This window comes from Thermogemmatispora aurantia, assembly GCF_008974285.1.
GTDB lineage: Bacteria > Chloroflexota > Ktedonobacteria > Ktedonobacterales > Ktedonobacteraceae > Thermogemmatispora > Thermogemmatispora aurantia.
Genome location: NZ_BKZV01000001.1, coordinates 1425637 through 1444278 on the forward strand (window position 1 = coordinate 1425637; position 18642 = coordinate 1444278).

Annotated in this window: 11 protein-coding genes; 7 read left to right on the forward strand and 4 right to left on the reverse strand. The window is 59.6% G+C overall.

Annotated features, from left to right (window positions below; all coding sequences use genetic code 11):
* Positions 1–35: 35 nt before the first annotated feature.
* The gene (gene alr, locus KTAU_RS05495) at positions 36–2624 is read left to right on the forward strand and encodes an alanine racemase (protein ID WP_151727385.1); all 2589 of its coding nucleotides are present in this window, start codon (positions 36–38) and stop codon (positions 2622–2624) included.
* Positions 2625–2923: 299 nt separating this feature from the next.
* Positions 2924–3811 (forward strand): hypothetical protein, encoded by an 888-nt coding sequence (locus KTAU_RS05500; RefSeq protein WP_151727386.1) that lies wholly within the window; start codon positions 2924–2926, stop codon positions 3809–3811.
* A 433-nt stretch (positions 3812–4244) separates the two neighbouring features.
* Here the strand turns inward: KTAU_RS05500 and KTAU_RS05505 are convergent, their stop codons facing one another.
* Positions 4245–4475 carry a hypothetical protein gene (locus KTAU_RS05505; protein ID WP_151727387.1) on the reverse strand — a complete coding sequence of 77 codons (231 nt, stop codon included), beginning with the start codon at positions 4473–4475 and terminating at the stop codon, positions 4245–4247.
* Between the two features lie 634 nt (positions 4476–5109).
* Positions 5110–6852: an AMP-binding protein gene (locus tag KTAU_RS05510; protein WP_151727388.1), complete on the reverse strand. Its 1743-nt coding sequence runs from the start codon at positions 6850–6852 to the stop codon at positions 5110–5112.
* Between the two features lie 368 nt (positions 6853–7220).
* On the opposite strand from KTAU_RS05510, the gene selB reads away from it, so the two are divergent.
* Complete coding sequence (gene selB, locus KTAU_RS05515) at positions 7221–9143, forward strand: selenocysteine-specific translation elongation factor (protein WP_151727389.1); 1923 nt, start codon at positions 7221–7223, stop codon at positions 9141–9143.
* Positions 9144–9735: 592 nt separating this feature from the next.
* Positions 9736–11550, forward strand: coding sequence for a Stk1 family PASTA domain-containing Ser/Thr kinase (pknB, locus tag KTAU_RS05520; RefSeq protein ID WP_151727390.1), 1815 nt, complete (start codon positions 9736–9738; stop codon positions 11548–11550).
* A gap of 339 nt (positions 11551–11889) precedes the next feature.
* On the opposite strand, the gene KTAU_RS05525 is transcribed toward pknB, so the two are convergent.
* Complete coding sequence (locus KTAU_RS05525; protein WP_151727391.1) at positions 11890–12720, reverse strand: YjbE family putative metal transport protein; 831 nt, start codon at positions 12718–12720, stop codon at positions 11890–11892.
* A 395-nt stretch (positions 12721–13115) separates the two neighbouring features.
* Between KTAU_RS05525 and otsB the strand changes: the two genes are divergently transcribed.
* A complete protein-coding gene (gene otsB / locus KTAU_RS05530; RefSeq protein ID WP_151727392.1) occupies positions 13116–13961 on the forward strand; it encodes a trehalose-phosphatase in 846 nt (281 codons plus the stop codon).
* 59 nt (positions 13962–14020) lie between these two features.
* Here otsB and KTAU_RS05535 read toward each other — a convergent pair whose 3' ends face one another.
* Entirely contained in the window at positions 14021–15631 is a 1611-nt protein-coding gene (locus tag KTAU_RS05535) for an alpha,alpha-trehalose-phosphate synthase (UDP-forming) (protein ID WP_170293080.1), read from the reverse strand.
* A gap of 388 nt (positions 15632–16019) precedes the next feature.
* On the opposite strand from KTAU_RS05535, the gene rph reads away from it, so the two are divergent.
* A complete protein-coding gene (gene rph, locus KTAU_RS05540) occupies positions 16020–16733 on the forward strand; it encodes a ribonuclease PH (protein WP_151727394.1) in 714 nt (237 codons plus the stop codon).
* 757 nt (positions 16734–17490) lie between these two features.
* Positions 17491–18630 carry a hypothetical protein gene (locus tag KTAU_RS05545; protein WP_151727395.1) on the forward strand — a complete coding sequence of 380 codons (1140 nt, stop codon included), beginning with the start codon at positions 17491–17493 and terminating at the stop codon, positions 18628–18630.
* The last annotated feature ends 12 nt before the right edge of the window (positions 18631–18642 follow it).

Here is an 18642-nt window from a genome sequence, read left to right on the forward strand (position 1 = left end):
AGCGTCAGCCTGAGAAGAGAGGTCAGGTCGGCTCTATGATCTTGCTGGATCATCTTCTGGAGGCGACTGGAGGAAGTTTAGTTTTTCCTGGACGTCAACAGCAGTTTCCCGCTTTCAATCATGATACACGTCAATTGCTGCCCGGCGAGCTTTTTGTGGCCGTACGCGGTGAGCGCAGCGATGGACATGACTACTGGCAGGATGCTCTGCGGCGCGGGGCTGGCGGCCTGTTGATCGAGGGTCGCTATTTCAGTGCGCTCTCTGAGGAGCAGCGCGCTGCTCTGCAAGAGAGCGGCGCGGCGGTGGTGGTCGTCGCGGATACGCGCCAGGCGCTGCAAGCCTACGCCCGGGCGATTCTCGCTCGCTGGCGGCCTACCGTGATCGCGGTCACGGGAAGCACGGGGAAAACGACGACTAAGGAAGCGATTGCCCATGTGCTTGAGCGCCATTTTGCAACCTTCAAGAGCTGGCAGAATTACAATGATCTGCTGGGCTTGCCCCTCTCTCTGGGCCGCCTGGAGGAGCACCACGAGTATGCAGTAGTCGAGTTGGGTTGCGACCACCCGGGTGAGATCGGTGATCTCTGCCGCATTGCTCAGCCCCGTATCGGGGTACTGACCAATATCAGCCCGACCCAGCTGCTGTATTTCGGCAGCCTGGAACACCTGGCGACGGAGCTGGTAAGTCTGGCTAATTATCTGCCCGCTGAGGGCACTCTGGTGGTTAATGGAGATGATGAGCTGCTCCGCCGCTTGCTCCGGTGGAGCGACGACCGCCACTTGCAGGCCTTTACTGCCACGGCCCTGGAGAAGGTCCACGTCTCCTGGGAGGGAACAGAAGCCTATTGGTCAGGCAGTGGACAGGCGCTGAGAACACGCTTACTCGGCGCACATTTTGTGACGACCATGCTGGCCGCCTCGACCGTGGGCCGCTTGTGTGGGCTGTCCGATGAGCAGATTGCCCAGGCGCTGGCAGAATTTGCTCCGCTGCCTGGGCGTCTGAATCCTTTGCCTGGCCTGCAGCGAACCTGGCTGTTGGATGATACGCACAATGCGGCTCCGGCTTCGATGCTGGCCGCTCTGGAGACACTGGCACGGCTGCCAGCCAGAAGACGCATTGCTGTGCTGGGCGACATGTTCAATTTGGGAACCTTTGAGGAGGAGGGCCACGCTCTCGTTGGTCAGGCGGCGGCGGGCCAGGTGGACTATCTGGTAACCCGCGGCGAACGGGCAGCGCTGATTGCTGAGGCAGCACATGAGGCCGGCCTGCCCGCAGAGCGCATCATCCAAACCTCTACCCACGAGGATGCAGCACGGGCTGTGCTTGCTCTGTTGGAGAAGGCTGATCAGCCAGCGGAAAGGGAGCCTCGAGACCTGGTGCTCATTAAAGGCTCCGAGGAGGCCCGCATGGAGCGCGTGACGGAGCGCTTGCTGGCGGAGCCGGCATTAGCTCCTGAACGCTTGGTACGCCAGACCCCAGGCTGGAAGCAGATTGTACGCATGCGCCCGGAGCGACCGACCTGGTTGGAGATCGATCTGAGCGCGATCGCCAATAATACACGACGCATCAAAGAGCTGGTTGGGCCGCGGGTTCAGGTCCTGGCTAGCTTGAAGGCCGATGCCTATGGACATGGGGCGCTGAAGGTCGCTCGTACTGTGTTGCTGAATGGCGCTAGCATGCTGGGCGTGGCAACGGTCAGCGAAGCCACTCCCTTGCGCGAAGCAGGTATTATGGCCCCGATCCTGGTCTTTGGCTATGTGCCACACTGGCAGATGCGTGAGGCGGTGCGCCTGGGTTTGACAATCACGCTCTATTCGAGTGAGGCAGCACAGGCGCTTTCTCGTGCCGCTCAGGCTCTGCAACGCACGGTGAAGGTCCATCTGAAGGTGGACACAGGCATGGGACGTCTGGGCATCCGCGCTGAGGAGATTGAGGCCATCGTCCGACTGGCACAGGAGATCACACGCTTGCCAGGCCTGGAGCTGGAAGGGATCTTTACCCATTTTGCTATGGCCGATGCGCAGGATAAGTCTTACACCCGTAAGCAGCTAGCGCGTTTTCAGCAGGTGCTGCAGGCTTTAGAGGCCGAGGGACTACGCCCGCCTCTGGCTCATGCTGCTAATAGTGCAGCGACGCTGACGGTGCCGGAGGCGCATTTCGATATGGTGCGGCCCGGAATCGCCCTCTACGGCCTTGATCCTTCACCTGAGGTCCGGCTGCCAGCCGGTTTTCGCCCGGCACTCTCCTTCAAGACGCAGGTGGCTCAGGTGAAGCTGGTTCCAGAGGGTGAATGTATCGGCTATGGCTGTACCTATGTGACAACGCGCCCAACACGCATCGCAGTGCTACCGGTCGGCTACGCCGATGGCTTCCGTCGCGCGCCGCGTACATGGGGTTCGGTCCTGATCCACGGCAAGGAGGCTCCGATCGTGGGCCGGGTCTGCATGGATCAGTGCATGATCGATGTGACGGATATTCCCGGGGTGCGCGTGGGCGACGAGGTGGTGCTGATCGGACGGCAAGGTGAGGCCATGCTGACGGCGGAACAGGTGGCCGAGCGCCTGGGAACGATTAATTATGAGGTGGTGTCGGAGATTCTGGCGCGCGTGCCGCGAGTCGACTGAGAGCCAGACCACCTCCCTACCAGGGGAATAACCCACCAGGCGAAACCAGCTGGCATATCAGAGATCGGCCCCTCAAGGGCAGCGGCAGACAAGAGAGACGGCCCAGGTATGCCTCAGTGAAGATCACGGTCTTGATTCGTTCTATAGATAGATTAAATAACATATAGCGATACAGGTAGGACCGAGATCTGACTATGAGGATGCTCTGTGCTCCGGGCCACCCGTTACGGCTGCCAGCTCCCAGGGTGCTGCGGCGAATCTGGGGGCGGTCACGGCGGGCGAGCAGGGTTGCGTTGCTCATGAGCGCCTTGCTGCTCAGCGCCTGTATGGGAACAACTGAAACTGAGCCTGTCAGCCCATCGACCAGCTCGGGCGTACGGCCACTGACTCCTACTGTTGGCGCCATGACCTTTGAGCCGGCAGCCCTGCCGACACCCTCGCCGCTCCCCAAGACGGCCACCGCCGCGCCGGCGGCCACAACGTTCCCCGTCCAGGGTCTGATCAGTGCCGTGGGGGCCGTCCTTCCCTCTGATCAGCAGTGCGCGGCTAGCATCCACTACAGCTCGTGGGAGCCACGTCCAGACAACACCGCCGCTAATCACCGTGTGCCAACAGCTCAGCAGCTGGCTGCTATTGACCAGTTCTATCCTACCTATACCCAGAATCCCCAGGCCAATGGCTATAGCGCCCGCATTAGCGGCAATTTCACTGGTACCACCGATGAGATCATCCAGTGGGTGGCCTGCAAATGGGGGGTCAATGCCGATCTGGTACGAGCACAGGCAGCGGTCGAGTCCTGGTGGCACCAGAGCACGGCGGCAGGCAAGACCACCGAGAGCCGCTACTGTCCACCAGCTACCTGGAATGGCGCGTCTTGCCCTTCCTTTTATGGCCTGCTGCAAATCACCTATCGCTATTTCAGCCACGAGTGGCCGATGATGCGCGATGACACGGCCTTCAATGCCGATTACGTCTACGGGATGATGCGCATGTGCTATGAGGGCCTGGCTACTCAGCTGCAGGCATCGACGCCCAGCGCCGGCTACCCACGCTATCACGCCGGCGATATCTGGGGCTGCCTCGGGTCCTGGTACAGCGGCCAGTGGTACGATAGCGGAGCTATCCACTATATTCAGGAGGTGCAGAAAACGCTACAAGAGAAACCGTGGCTGGGTCAATGGTTTTAGCTGGCCTGGAGGGGAAGACGAGGCGCTCGATAGGAGCGCTGGCGGGCCAGCCCAACGCTTAATTGTCGCTTAGCTCACTGCTGCGCATCTGCCCATCGGGATGACCCCTGCTCAGCAAGCTCCAGCAGCGCCTGCCAGTTTATTCCGCACGGATCTCGATGACCTCGCAAGACACATTCCTTCCCATTGCCTCTTCTCGCATTAGAAAAGCAACATTCTGAGTTCTAGTGGCCAGTGCTCTACTTCAGCGGAGCACCGACGATCATGCAGTGAAGGCGAATCACTTGTTCACTAGATCGCAAACAGTCTGAACATCTTTGAGAAAATATAATACACTAATATAATAAACCTACAGAAAATATTATATCTTGTTCATAATGATATACAGATAGATTCTATACTTTTTAAGGCAATAGAGTTACCTGGCGGAGAATCACAATCCACCGGGGCTGATTAGGAAGACCGTTCGTTTGCCCTTCTCCTGAGATAGCCAGGCGGTGGTCACCGTCGAGAGAGGTACAGTGACAGTGGCAAGCGGCGGAGTGAAGGTTGTACAGGCATCAAACAGCTCAGCGACTGCCTTGAGCAGGCGCGCTGGTGAGACACTGCCAAGGCCCGATCCTCGCAGCAGAATAGGCACGGATCGCAGAACAGCTGCTGGCAAAGAGATCCTCTCTGCACTGATAGAGCCAATCTACACGAAGCGCAAGGACCTCCCTTCTCTGCCAGCCAGAGCGGCAGCCATTAACAGGCGCTCGGCGCTCGAACCCCAGAGATAGCCCAGCACAACGTCTATTCCTGCAACCCATTCTCTCGGGTGGGACGAGAGGGACTGGCAGCTTCTCGCTTCGCTTTTTCGTCGCTTAGTTCATGACTTGTGAGTGCTACCAGCGGAGGAGACAGATCTTCATCGCCAGGGTGCCAGCCGAGACTCAGATCACCAACAATAGCGGCTCTGGCTGCATATCGAATGAACACAACTTTATCTGTTACTAAACATTTTTCTAGGATAGTACTGCAGAGAACCAGGGACCGGACCACGCCACTATCAGCAAAAGTTGGAGGATTGCTAGCAGGAGCTGTCTGGGGAACATCGCTAAAGCGAATAAGAAAAAGGGGATTTCTTAAGCTCCCCGCTCGAACCTGCAGGTGCCGGTAAGAAGAGTCTCTTCTTTGCCGGCGCCCTGCCAGTGCTCGAATGAGCTATAGGCCATAAGGCTTATAGCCGCAATACCCCAGGTACAACTGCTGGGAGCCAGATCAGCGCCTCCTTCCCCAAAACAAGGGAACAGACAATTCTAGGCTGTCTGGACACGAGCCACGTCCTGCAAGCCCAGTTCTTGAATGGCCTGCTCGCGCATGACAAACTTCTGGATCTTGCCCGTGACCGTCATTGGGAAACTCTCGACGAACTTGATATAGCGCGGAATCTTATAATGGGCGATCTTGCCCTGACAGAACGCCCGAATCTCCTCCGCCGTGGCCTCCTCGCCTGGCTTCAGCTTGATCCAGGCCATAATCTCCTCGCCATACCGGGCGTCAGGCACCCCGATCACCTGGACATCGCTGATCTTGGGATGCGCATAAAGGAACTCCTCAATCTCACGCGGATAGACATTCTCACCACCCCGGATAATCATATCCTTGATGCGCCCCACAATGTTGACGTAACCGTCGGCATCCATGACCGCCAGATCGCCGGTGTGCATCCAGCGCGCCCGATCAATGGCCTGGGCCGTCGCCTCGCGATTATTCCAATACCCCAGCATCACGCTATAGCCGCGTGTACACAGCTCGCCCGGCTGGCCCACAGGCACCACCTTGCCGCTCGCCGGATCGACGATCTTGATCTCCAGGTGCGGATGTACCAGCCCCACCGTACTCACGCGCTTCTCCAGCGGATCATCCAGCCTGGTCTGCGTCGACACCGGCGATGTCTCCGTCATCCCATAGCAGATCTCTACCTGCTTCATGTGCATCTTCTCGATGACCTTGCGCATCACTTCCACCGGGCAGGGCGAGCCTGCCATCACGCCCGTGCGCAGGCTGCGCAGATCAAACTGCTCAAAGTCGGGATGCTCCAGCTCAGCAATGAACATGGTCGGCACCCCATAGAGTGCCGTACAGCGCTCCTCCTGCACTGTCTCCAGCACGGCCCGCGGCTCAAAACTCTCCGCCGGGTAGATCATCGTCGCCCCATGCGTCACGCAGCCCAGGTTGCCCATCACCATGCCGAAACAGTGGTAGAGCGGTACCGGGATACATAGCCGATCCTCATGGGTGAAGCCCTGCAGCCGAGCCACGAAATAGCCATTATTGAGAATATTGTGGTGGCTGAGAGTGGCCCCTTTCGGATACCCAGTCGTACCGCTTGTGTACTGAATATTAATAGGATCGTCAAACTCCTGCTCTCTCTGTCTCGCAGCTAGAGCCTCAGCACTGACGGCCTCGGCCTGGGCCAGCAGCTCGCTCCAACGCAGCATGCCCGGTACCGACTGTTCGCCCAGCTGGACAATCAGGCGCAGCTCGGGCAGACGCGAAGCGCGCAGCTCACCTGGCGCACAGCCCGCCAGCTCGGGGGCCAGTGAAGTCAGCATCTCGATATAGTTGGAGGACTTAAAGGCAGCAGCGGTAATGAGGGCCTTGCAGCCCGACTGCGTGAGGGCATACTCGACCTCATGCAAACGGTACGCAGGGTTGATATTGACCAGGATGGCCCCAATCTTGGCCGTGGCAAACTGCGTAATGCACCATTCGGCGCAGTTGGGGGCCCAGATGCCGACCCGCTCTCCCTTTTGAATGCCAAGCTGCATCAGAGCCCTGGCACAACGATTGACCTCGGCCTGCAGCTGACGATAGGTGAGACGGATACCCTGATGGCGCGCAACCAGAGCAGGATGGTCGGGGAAGCGCTCAACTGTCTGATCAAAGAGATCGCCGATAGTCAGACCTAGCAGCGGAACATCGCTGGGACCGCTGGCATAGCTCCATTGCCGGGCCACAGACGTCGTGGCTCCTTCAGATGCGGATGGTTGAGTCATGGTGCTTTCTTTCTCCTCTGAAGCTGAACGAGACAACAGGGCGCTACCGGGCAGGACGGGCCGGACCACGCCCGCCCCTTCATTGCTAGCGTAGCCAATGCTCTACCAAAAATCAAGTTCCTCTGGGCACAACTGGCCGTCACCTCAACCGTGCTCAAGCCAGACGCTCACTACCTCAGCACTTGCCAGGCCGCCCTATCCCTGGTGACTGGACTCCATAGCCAGTCACCAGACAACGATGTATACTGTAGAGAGGCTCTCTTCCCTGCCACGGCATGAGCAGAGAGCAAGCGATCAGACTGCAGAAGGAAGAGAAGAACGCGAGCGTCTCAGTCGGGCATCGCTTGTCTTCATCACAGACGACGCTTATGACATGCATAGGAACAGCCGGGCACATTGATCATGGCAAATCAACCCTCGTCAAGGCCCTGACAGGCATCGATCCAGATCGTCTGACCGAAGAGAAAGTCCGCGGCATGACGATCGATCTGGGCTTTGCCTGGCTGACCTTGCCGGATGGCCGCGAGGTCAGCCTCATCGATGTACCGGGCCATGAGGGTTTCATCAAGAACATGCTGGCCGGAGTGGGGGGCATCGACGTCGCCTTGCTGGTCGTGGCCGCCGACGAGGGAGCAATGCCCCAGACCCGCGAGCATCTGGCCATTCTCGACCTGCTGCAAGTCCGTAGCGGCGTTGTGGCCTTAACGAAGGCCGACCTGGTAGATGAAGAATGGCTGGCCCTCGTCAGCGAGGAGATCGCCACGCTGCTCCAGCCTACCAGTCTGGCAGGCGCTCCCATCGTTCCCGTCTCGGCCATCAGCGGCCAGGGGATAGCTGCCCTGCTCGCTCACCTGCAAGAAGCTACTGCGAGGGCCCCCGAGCGCCCCGACCGGGGACGTCCCCGTCTCCCAGTCGACCGTGTTTTTACCCTTGCTGGCTTCGGAACAATTGTGACAGGAACGCTTATCGATGGCTGCTTCCGCCCAGGGCAAGAGGTCGAGATCCTACCACGAGGTCTCAAGGCCCGCATCCGTGCCCTCCAGCGCCATCGGCAGGCGATTAGCGTCGCTCAGCCTGGAGAACGCACCGCCTTGAACCTGGCTGGCATTGCCCATCAGGAAGTAGAGCGGGGCGACGTGGTGACCCTGCCAGGCCTGCTGCAGCCAACCACGCTGATCGATGTCCGCTTGCGCCTGCTGGCGGATGCTCCGCGCCCACTGAGTCACAACGCCCTGGTTGATTTCTACTGCGGCGCTCAGGTAGTACCAGCCACCGTGCGCCTGCTGGAAGATGACGAACTGCTTCCCGGTAAAAGCACCTGGGCGCAACTACGTCTGCACCAGCCAACCGTGGTTGAGCGCCACGACCGCTTCATCGTGCGTATTCCCTCGCCCAGCCTCACGATCGGCGGCGGCGAAGTCCTCGACGCTCACCCGCGCTATCACCGTCGACGCCGCAGTGAGGTGCTCCACCATCTGGAGACGCTGGCTCTGGGCAGCCCTGAAGCTATCATCCTGACCCATCTCGAACAGCCAGTACGCCGCATGACAGGCACGACGCGCCTCCAGTGGCCAGCCTATGAGGTCGCCGAGCTAGCCCGCCTGAGTAATCTCACCCAGCCTGTGACGCAGCAGGCCCTGGAGACGTTGTTAACTCAGAGACGAGTGCGACGTGTGGGGACATACTGGTTCGCGCTGAATGTCTGGCAGGCCCTCAGCGAGGAGGCCCTCCGCCTGGTCCGCGACTACCATCTGCAGTTTCCATTGCGTAGCGGACTGTCTAAAGAGGAATGGCGCTCCCGCCTTCATCTGCCACCACGCCTGGCAATGGAGGTTTTCGAAACCCTGCGCAGCGAGGGCTTGCTCACCGAAGCCGGCAGCGCTGGCCTGCTCCGCCTCCCCGAGTTTCTACCAACCTTTAGCGCTGAGCAGCAGCGACAGGTAGAGCGTTTAATTCAAGTCTTTCGTGAGAATCCTTTTATGCCGCCAACACGAGGGGAGGCCGAAGCTCTGATAGGGGGGGAACTAGTGAACGCGCTGCTTGAGCGAGGCGAGCTAGTGAAGATGGGAGATGGTACTATCCTTTTTCTGCGTGAGGCGTACGAGAGAGCGGTAGCGCTCATCACATCCTATTTGCAAGAGCATGGTACCATTACTGTAGCTCAGGCACGCGACCTGCTGGGAACGACGCGCAAGTACGTCTTACCTCTCCTGGAGCACATGGATGAACAGCGCATCACGCGACGAGTAGGTGATCTTCGCGTTCGCTTACCCCAGCCAGCAGGCACTTGAGGCCGGCGGCTCCTAGCTGTAAGCACGAAAGGTGACGAGGCGAGTGGCTGAACTCGGGCTAGCCTCGGGAGCAAGACCGCAACAGAGGTGATTGCCAAAGAGAAAGCTGGTCTGTGTTACGCAGTAGCCTCGGAGAAAGCTGTTCCCAACGGGGATAGGATGCGCTACAATAAGGAGCGAACTGTAGTTTACCGGGTATCCTGCGTTTATCGTCCATAGCAGGGCGTTTGTGTAAAGAATACCTCGTCCCATCCGGAGGGCACGCTTGCTGGAGCGTGGAAGCAGCGGGCCAGGCTCGTTGGTCGAGTCGAGCCAGGTTGGTTGGACCAGGCTGGAGAGGCAGCAGTCTGGCACGAGCATCGGCCGCCAGGCACGGAAGACCAGGCCAGCTTAAGCACGCCAACCAGGCTAGAGCGTGAGTGAGAAGCGGTCACGGGTGAAGCGGGGCAGACAGGCAAACAGGCTGGCTGGTAGGAAGAGCGAGGAGTAGCCAAGGCCAAAGCAGGCGAGAGAGAGGCGGGAGGCCGGCCCGACCAGGCCCCAAGGCCCATGTGGCCCCTCCTGATAAGCTGTACGGTCAAAGCGGAGAGCTATGCAAACAGAAGTTCTGGGCGAGCGATACCAGCTATTGGACCCCATCGGTCGGGGGGGCATGGCAACCATCTACCGCGGGCGGGACCTGCGCATGGATCGCCCTGTGGCGATTAAGGTGCTACGCGAGGTCTACAGTACCGACCCGAAGTTTGTCACGCGCTTCCAGCGCGAGGCAAAGGCCGCCTCTGCCCTGCAGCACCCCAATATCGTGCAGGTGTACGATTATGGGCAGAGCGAGGGCAATTACTATATCGTTATGGAGCTGGTCGAGGGCACAGACCTGCGCCGCTATTTGCGCTCACGGGGTGTGCTGGATGTGGAGCGCGCAGTGATTATCGCCCACGACGTCGCTCTCGGCCTCGGCGCCGCCCATCGCCGCGGGATCGTTCACCGCGATGTCAAGCCCCAGAATATTCTCGTCGGGCGCGATGGCTCGATTAAGCTGACCGATTTCGGTATCGCCAGCGTCTATAAGGATATCAATGCCGAGCGTCTCACAACAACGGGAATGACGCTCGGTACGGTGCAATATTATGCACCAGAACAGGCCCAGGGCGAGATCGTTAGCCCAGCCGCCGATGTCTACGCGCTCGGAATCGTTATGTATGAGATGCTGACTGGGCGCACTCCTTTCGAGGGCGATACGCCGGTGGCTGTGGCCATGCAACACATCCAGGACCCACCGGTACCTCCCAGCCATTATAATCCAGCTATTCCTCCCGCCCTCGAAGAGATTATTCTGCGCTGCCTGGAAAAGATCCCAGAGATGCGCTATCGCGATGGCAGCGCCCTGGCCCGCGCTCTGGAGGCCCTCGGCGAAACTGAGCTTGCAGAGCCTGCCGCCGATGTGGCAGCAGCGCCAACAGTGGTCACTTCGCCTTACCGCCCTTCGCCTTCCGGTGTCGGGCACGGCCTGGTCAATGAGATCCCTGGCGCAGCTGCCGCTGCAGGCTACGATCAGCGTCCCCTCGCCGCTGGCGCCCTGGCGGCTTCTCCCTACGTTTCACCCGAGGCTGTCCCTGCTCCCGGGCCTGGACCCTATGGGGGCTTTGTTCAGTCAGGCACAACTCGTCCTTTCCAGCGTGATGCGATCGCCGGTGAGCGAGGTTCACGCTTAGCTGGTATTATTACTGCTCTTATCCTTATCGCCACTGTCCTGCTCCTCGGCTTCAGCATCTATCTGGCTTCCATCCTGGGATTTTTGCCTTTTCTGCACCTTTCTACCCAGGCGACGCCAGTCCCGCCAGAGGTGCCTGTTCCTTCATTGATCGGTCTCACCTACCAGCAGGCACTGACTCGCGCGACCAATGCAGGCTTTGTACTGCAGGTGCATAATGGTCTGACCTCGGGATACGTGGTTCGGCAGTCGCCGCAGCCTCCGGCCCTGGCCCCACGCGGCTCGACGATCCTGGTCGATCTGCAAGAGCGACCGACAAAGGTAATTGTCCCCGATGGATTGGTAGGTAATACACTGGCTGGAGCAGAACGTATTCTGCGCAGTCAGGGCATTCCCTTTACGGTGCAGTCCGACGGCGTTGATCCGACAAAGCCGGCCAACTATGTTGATCGCACTTCGCCCAAGAGCGGTGAGGAGCTGCCCAACGGTCAGAGCGTGATTCTCTACGTGGTGAACTTAAGCACCGGCTCGCCTACTACCGTCCCATCGCCGACGGCGACAGAGAAGCCCTCGCCGACCCCTACTCCATCGCCATCTCCGACGCCGACGCCGTCGCCCTCACCAACGCCCTCACCAACGCCCTCGCCGACGGCCCATCCTCAGCCTTCGGCGACTCCCCCTCCTCTCTTACCCTAGAGGGAGATAGGGCACTGGCTGAGCCACTCGGATGGCACTGAGAGGACACTACGCTCTATCGCTCAGCAATGCAAGAAGGACAATCAGGACAACGACGACAGGGGACCCCCCAGATGGGGGGTCCCCTTTTCACTTTGCTCCCCGCTACTAGCATGGAATAGCAATCGCATTATCCCCCTTCTCGCTCTTCTTCTTTCACTCAAGCATTACCTGGCTGCATTGCTCGTTCTCTGAGGGGGCAGTGACTGGACAACGGGGGGCTGAGCGAAACTCCTCCAGAGGGAGCGATAGTTATCGTAGTTAAACAGCGCCGACAGCGAGTCAGGCCAACCCACCAGCTTAGCGGGAAGAGGGGGGAGAGGAGGAATGCAGGTAACGCTGATGGCGTTGCTGGAGATAGGCCACAAGCGCCATCACCCCTACGAAGAGGAATGAGCCACCATAGACGGCCAGCTCATGATCTTGGAGAAAGCTGATGGCTGGATCATTAATGATCAGGTGGGCCGCAACCCAGGCCAGGATAAAGCTGGCCACTAGTGTGAGGCCGGGTAACCGGCTGAGCACTTCAGCGATTAGCGCACTGCCTAAGAGCAGGAGCAGAATGCTGGTCAGAAGGCCGATAATGAGGACCGGGAGCTGTCCCTGGGCAATAGCACCGATGGCGATCACGTTATCCAGGCTCATGGTGACGTCAGCCAGCACGATAGTGAGCATGGCCAGCACAAAGCTGGTATTTTCTGGCGAGAGGTGACGCTCCAGCAGGAGACGCAGGTGGGAAGCCTTATTCAGAACAGTAGCCGGCCCTCTGTTCAGCGGCTGAGTGATGCGCGACGCCTCGCTGATCGGGATCGATCTGGCCACGCTCGCGGGCTGCTGCTCTGCCTTTTCAGAAGCATGGCTGAAGAAGAGACGGGCCGCAATTGAGAGAACCACAAGACCGCCTATGGCCTGGAGATAGGGAATCTGCAAGAGCCAGGTAGCCAGAGCAGCGAACGTCAGACGGAGGAAAATAGCCAGGCCACCGCCGAGAGAGAGGGCCGCCCAGCGCCGTTGTCGTGGAATACCTACAGTGGCCGCCCCAATGACCAGGGCATTATCACCACTCAAAGCGAGATCGACTAGAATAATACCGCCGACAGTGCTGAGAAACTGCAGCCAGGTCTGCGGCATCTCCAACCCCCTTCATGAAGATAGAGAAGTTCATCGCTGTCCTGCCCAGAGCCAGAGCCAGCGGCAAGCCAGGTCAGAAGAGAGCGGAGCCACACAGCACCAAAGAGAGCGACGGTAATGGGGATCACGTCGCTCAGAGTCTCCGTTGTCTTTACTGCTCGCTTGGGGGCCATGCCTGTGGGTGGCAAGCAGCCTGGCTGCCTCGCCTGGGCTATAAGGCTAGCCCTGCGGTAAGGAAGCGCATCTGAAACGCCTTGCTTTTCTTTACATAGTACCACGTGTAATGCAGTGCAGCAACACCGCATGATAGAATGCAATGCGCACGGCCTTATGCCCGAGGCCAGCCGTGCGCGCGCCACGACAACGAGATTTAGGCAAAGGAGTACCACGCCGCTATGCTGACTGCCGTACTACGCAATGTCTTACTGACCCGCCCTTGTGGATTGACGTTCGACATCGACGGCACACTCAGCCCCATTGCTCCAACCCCTGAAGCAGCCAGGCTCTTTCCAGGCGTGGCATCTCTGTTGGAACGTCTGCGGCCCTATGCCAGGGTGGCGGTGGTCACAGGTAGAGGAATCACCAGTGCCGCGGCGCTGGTAGGGGTCGACGAGATCACTTACATCGGCAATCACGGCCTGGAGTGGGCGGAGGGTCTCCCTGAGCACCACCCGATCAGGCTGCTTCCAGAGGCCGAAGCCTACCGCCTTCCAGCGCAGCGGCTGCTGGCGCTGGCGGAGCAGCACCTGACGCTAGCGCTCCCCTGCGCGCAGATTGAATACAAAAGTATCGGCGGGACCATCCATTACCGCCGTTGCCCCGATCCTGTCCAGGCCCGACAGCAGATCCTGGAGCTGCTGAGGGAGCCAGCGCAGGAGAGCGGCCTCCTGCTCACGGAAGGGAAGATGGCCGTCGAACTACGCGTACCTGGCCTGAACAAAGGCCAGGCTCTGCAGCGCTTCATCGAGCAGCATCAGCTGCGCAGTGCGCTCTTCGCGGGGGATGACACCACTGACCTGGATGGAGTAGAGACCCTGATTCGCCTGCGCCAAGAGGGGAGCTGTCCGGCAGCGGTGACGATCGCCGTGCGCCACGCCGATACCCCCCCTCGACTCCTGGAGCGGGCGGATCTCGTCGTCGAGGGAGTGGCCGGCATGGCGGCCTTGCTAGAGGAAATGGTGATCTTCCTGGAGGGTGAGGCTGGGGCGTCCTCGCCAGGCTGGCAGGAAAAGCGTGCGTAGTGGATTACCTCCACGCGCTTTTCTTGCCAGCCCGAAGACAGCGGCATCTAGCAGCAGGGTCATCCTGCAGAAAGAGACAACGGGCTGGGCGCAAGCTCGGGTTCACTCTCTGGCTCACTCTGTTCACGCTGCCGCTCCTCGTTCTCAGCGGCCAAACGAGCCAGGTCAAGTAGCTCGTTAATATCTTCAATCTGACGGGTGAGCCAGGTCTGCAGATTGTTCTGCTCCACGATCTGACGGGCCAGCCTGGCCCGCCGCTCACGCTCCTCGGGCGGAAGCGTCAGGGCAGTGTAGAGCGCCTCGGCGGTCTCTGCCACATCCAGAGGCGAAGTCGGAATGGCTGCTTTGCCAAGCTGCTGGAAGGCGCCAGCAGTGCGCGAGAGCACAAGCAAGCCGTTGCGCTTGTTGACCACCGCTCCTTCCTTGGCTACCAGATTCATACCGTCAATAATGGGGTTGACGAGCAGCACGTCGTAAAACTGCATGGCGGCCAATGCCCGTGTACGGTCGTTGTCGCAGAAGACCTCGATGGGCTTCCAGCTGGCATCTCCATAGCGGGCGTTGATCTCTTCGACGAGCTTGAGCACCTCACTGTTGAGCCGCTTGTATTCGGGCAGTGATTGACGCGAAGGAACAAGGAAGGCCAGGAATTTTACCTTCCCCCGCAGTTCGGGATGCTCCTCCAGCATCTGGGCATAGGCCTGGAAGCCTCGAGGAATGTTCTTCGTCGGCTCGATACGGTCGACACGCATGATCGTCTGTTCGCCTAGTAGGGGCAGGATTTTTTCGGCAGCTCTCCGCCCAGCCAGGCTCTGGACAATGCGCCGCTCCTCAGTCACCGAGATCGAGATCGGATACGCTCGCGCCAGCGTGCGGTGTCCCTGCCAGACAACGGTCCCTTCTTCAAAGTCGACTTCGGCCCCTTCGAGAATGGTCCGCGCCCCTTCCAGGAAATTGCGCGCATCGCGCTCGGTCTGGAAGCCAACGATATCGTTGCCCACCAGGCCACGATAAATCTCCTGCGTAATGTTGCTGGGCAGGAAGTGCCAGCAACGGCTGTCTGGCCAGGGAATGTGAATAAATTGCTGGGTGATGATGCTAGGGTGCCGCTCACGAATCATAGCGGCCACCAGATAGAGGTGATAGTCGTGCAGCATAACCACCGGTGTGGTCTCAGCACGCTCGATCTCGGCATTCACCGCCTCGGCAATGGCCTGGTTAGCCACCCGATAGCCGTTCCTCCAGGCATCCTGCAACCGCTGATAATTGAAGGAGTTACTGCTGGGATCATAGAGATAGTGCTGCAGGAACCAGAGGACGCGGTTGCTGATGATGTCATAGTGCTTGCGGTAAGCCGTCTTGGGAATGACGACGTAGCGGAGCTGCATCTTGAGATTCGGCAGCGGCGAGGGAATACGTCCACACTCAGCTTCAGCGCTGCGCGCCGCCAGACGGTCCCCTTCTGTCATCGCCATTGCCACCCAAGTGACTTCCATGCGACTGGCCGCCTCGATGAGAGCTGTGACGACTCCTCCCGCTCCTCGTCGAGATTTTAACACTTTATCTTGTGTAAGATAAAATTCAACGGGACCGCGGTTGGTCGCAATAATGAGGCGATGCGCATGGAGTGGCTCCGCTTGCGCAGGATGCAGCGTTTTATGCGCAGACATAGGTTGGTCCTTTCTAACAGGTTCTTCGCGCTTCGGCTGCGACTTTCTGCTGCTCTTCATCTCTCTCGCTGTCTCACTTGTTTGTCCGCTCCCTCCTTGTTCGGGCCTGGTCGGTGTGCGTTTTTCGCCGCCTACCTTCCCGCAAAGGTACGAGAAGACAGAGGCGACGAGAGGGAACGCAGACCTTTCTCTGCCCTCTTTAGGTGACGCACGGTCAGATACCTCTGTTGGAGACACCCTTATGTATAGTACCATAATTCGCAGAGGAAATGGGGCCTTCCCTGCCTGAAAGCCGCCACTGGCAACAAGAGGGAACCCCTTCCTCCGTATTTTTCATGAGCCGGAACCAGGCTTTGAATAGGTTGAAATTGTCAAGAGGGCTTCGCTTATGATACGCACAGACGGGCGTTCTCAGACTCAATTACGCCCCCTACGCCTGACAGTTGACTATCTAGACTATGCCGAGGGCTCGGTGATCATCGAGACCGGACGAACACGGGTGCTATGCGCCGCCACTGTCGAGGAGAAGGTACCCCCTTTTCTAGAGGGCAGCGGACGCGGCTGGGTCACCGCCGAGTATAGCATGTTGCCCCGGGCCACGCTTATCCGCACACCACGGGAGCGCGAAGGACGCATCAGCGGTCGCACTCAGGAGATTCAGCGGCTGATCGGTCGTTCGCTACGGGCTGCCGTGGATCTGGAGGCCCTGGGAACGCGCACCCTGATTCTTGACTGCGACGTACTGCAAGCCGACGGCGGAACGCGCACTGCCGCCATTACCGGCGCCTTTGTGGCTCTTTACCGGGCATGCAGCCGCCTGGTAGAGCGCGGTCTCCTGCCCGCTCACCCGGTGCGCACCGCGGTGGCCGCTGTTAGCGTGGGTGTCGTCGAGGGCGAGCCACTTCTCGACCTGTGCTATGAGGAGGATGCCCGGGCCGAGGTTGATTTCAATGTGGTCATGACGGCACATGGCGACTTCGTCGAGGTTCAAGGCACCGGCGAGGGCGGCGTCTTTAGTCGCACCCGCCTGGATGAATTGCTCTCTCTGGCGCAAGAGGGGATCAGCCAGCTGCTGGCCTTCCAACAGCCGTATTTGCGCTAGCCTGACTCCCACGGACTTTTCCCTGGGGACCAGCTCTTGTCCGCTCGTTCGCCCGCTCCTTGCCGCTTGAAGGATCTGCTAGAGGTACTAAAGTACCGCTCCGCCGTCTCCACAAGGGAGCCTGCTTCCTTGCCTTGCTCGTGGCTCTGGTACAATAAAAATGGCAGTGATGTGGTGTGTCAGGATAGCCCAATATGCCCCTGTCCTGCCGGCAAAGCTTGCAGGCTGCAGGGGCTCATGTTAGAATCGTCCCGCGAATGGCCGAATGAGAGAGCTAGCTGCAGAAGGCCGCTCGTCTGCATGAGGTTCGCCGAAAGTCACACCGGAAGGAAGAAAACGACGGCACAGAGCAGCAGGAACGGGGGCGAGCGAGAGATGGCCCCGCAGCTATTATGTACAGCTAGGTGCAGGACGGCAACAGAACAGTCGGCAGGCGAGCCAGACGATGAGGAGTAGCTCGCTCGTCAGCTAGAGTAGCTGAGCCGTAGAGCTAAGGCTAATCCCTCCCCGACAAGGCCCACCTGATAGCTGAAGGGCAGAGGGCGACGACGGAAGGCGGAACGGTACAGTAGTGAAGCAGGCAGGGCCAGCCCCGCTCGCTAACGCACGAAGAAAGCTGAGGCAGAAAGGCAAGGGCTGGCCTGCAAGCCGTCGGGGCCTGGCGATCTGGACAGCTCGTATGATCTGACAGCGGGCTGTGAGCCGAGCGAAGGATAAGAGACAGCGGCATCGTAGTGTGATGTCAGAGGAGCGTATCTTGAAGAAGACAGAGCGTTCATGGTTCTGGCGTATCATCGATGTGATTAATCCTCTGCGCGATCCCAGCCTCACCGTGGCAGTTGTCCTGACCATTATTGAGGAGGCAGGGCAACATGATCCCTGGTACTGGATGGTGATAGCCGGTCTGGTGAACTGGCTGGCGGTGCGCGGGCTGGTCTGGCTGCTGGTCAACTTTACCTTTGCCTGTACCTTTCTGGCGCGCCGCCTGTGGTGGGCTATTAAGCACCCGCGACTGGCCTGGCGCATTCTCGATGCAATCGGGCATGAGGAGATCGTGATCGGTGGTCTGCCTACCATTCCCGAGGGCATGCTGATGCCCGATGGTTCCTCGATCTTGAGCCTCAACCCCGCCTTCGGAGGGGTGACAGTGACGGGCGAGCTGGCTTCCCCACAAGGCCCTGTTCTGGGCCTGCCCGCAGGCCAAACAGGCCAGACAGGCCCCATGACTCAGATCGGTCAGGGGACCGCGGACTTCTCAGGCTTGCCCGGCAACTCTGGCTTCTTCCCCGGCGTGCAGCAGGCTCCCGCCTATTTCCAGAGCGGCTTCTATGGCCAGGCCGCTCCCTCCGCTGAGGGCTTCCCACAGAGCGGCTCGCAGTCCCACAGCGCCGAGGAGGAACGCCTGCGCCAGCAATTGGAGTCTTGTATCCGCTTGATCGAGGATTGGGTTCAGTTTACCGAGGAAAAGTGGCGCACGGTCAGCGATAGCCAGCTTGGCTGGAAACCGCTGCGTGGGCGCTGGTCAAGCTGGGACGACATTTTCCAGGATACCTTCGCCGCTCACACGTCTGATCCGCTGGCTCAGGCGGCCCAGGACGCCGGCGAGGCTAACGCTCGCCGCTTCGAAAGCGCGCGCGAAAAGGGTTCTGCCGCTTCCGCTGTTGCTTGCTTCCTGCGGGATATGATGACCTTGCGTCGCGGCATGGAGATGCTGCAGGCTACCGGCGGCCAGCTGCCGGAAACTTCGGCAATGCAGCCCGTCGTTCCTCATACGTCCCTCCGCTCTTTCGGCACCAGCGGTCCTCTGCGCGGCAATACCGGCTCTGGTTCCCCTGTACGCAATTCCTTAATCCGCCGTCCCGCCCAGATCTTCGTGGACGCTGATACTGAAAAGTAGGATGGATATATA

What these genes read in the sequence shown, in the direction of transcription:
- alr (WP_151727385.1), top strand. Translation starts at nt 36, where the DNA reads ATGATCTTGCTGGATCATCTTCTGGAGGCGACTGGAGGAAGTTTAGTT.
- KTAU_RS05500 (WP_151727386.1), top strand. Translation starts at nt 2,924, where the DNA reads ATGAGCGCCTTGCTGCTCAGCGCCTGTATGGGAACAACTGAAACTGAG.
- KTAU_RS05510 (WP_151727388.1), bottom strand. Translation starts at nt 6,852, where the DNA reads ATGACTCAACCATCCGCATCTGAAGGAGCCACGACGTCTGTGGCCCGG.
- selB (WP_151727389.1), top strand. Translation starts at nt 7,221, where the DNA reads ATGACATGCATAGGAACAGCCGGGCACATTGATCATGGCAAATCAACC.
- pknB (WP_151727390.1), top strand. Translation starts at nt 9,736, where the DNA reads ATGCAAACAGAAGTTCTGGGCGAGCGATACCAGCTATTGGACCCCATC.
- KTAU_RS05525 (WP_151727391.1), bottom strand. Translation starts at nt 12,720, where the DNA reads ATGCCGCAGACCTGGCTGCAGTTTCTCAGCACTGTCGGCGGTATTATT.
- otsB (WP_151727392.1), top strand. Translation starts at nt 13,116, where the DNA reads ATGCTGACTGCCGTACTACGCAATGTCTTACTGACCCGCCCTTGTGGA.
- KTAU_RS05535 (WP_170293080.1), bottom strand. Translation starts at nt 15,631, where the DNA reads ATGTCTGCGCATAAAACGCTGCATCCTGCGCAAGCGGAGCCACTCCAT.
- rph (WP_151727394.1), top strand. Translation starts at nt 16,020, where the DNA reads ATGATACGCACAGACGGGCGTTCTCAGACTCAATTACGCCCCCTACGC.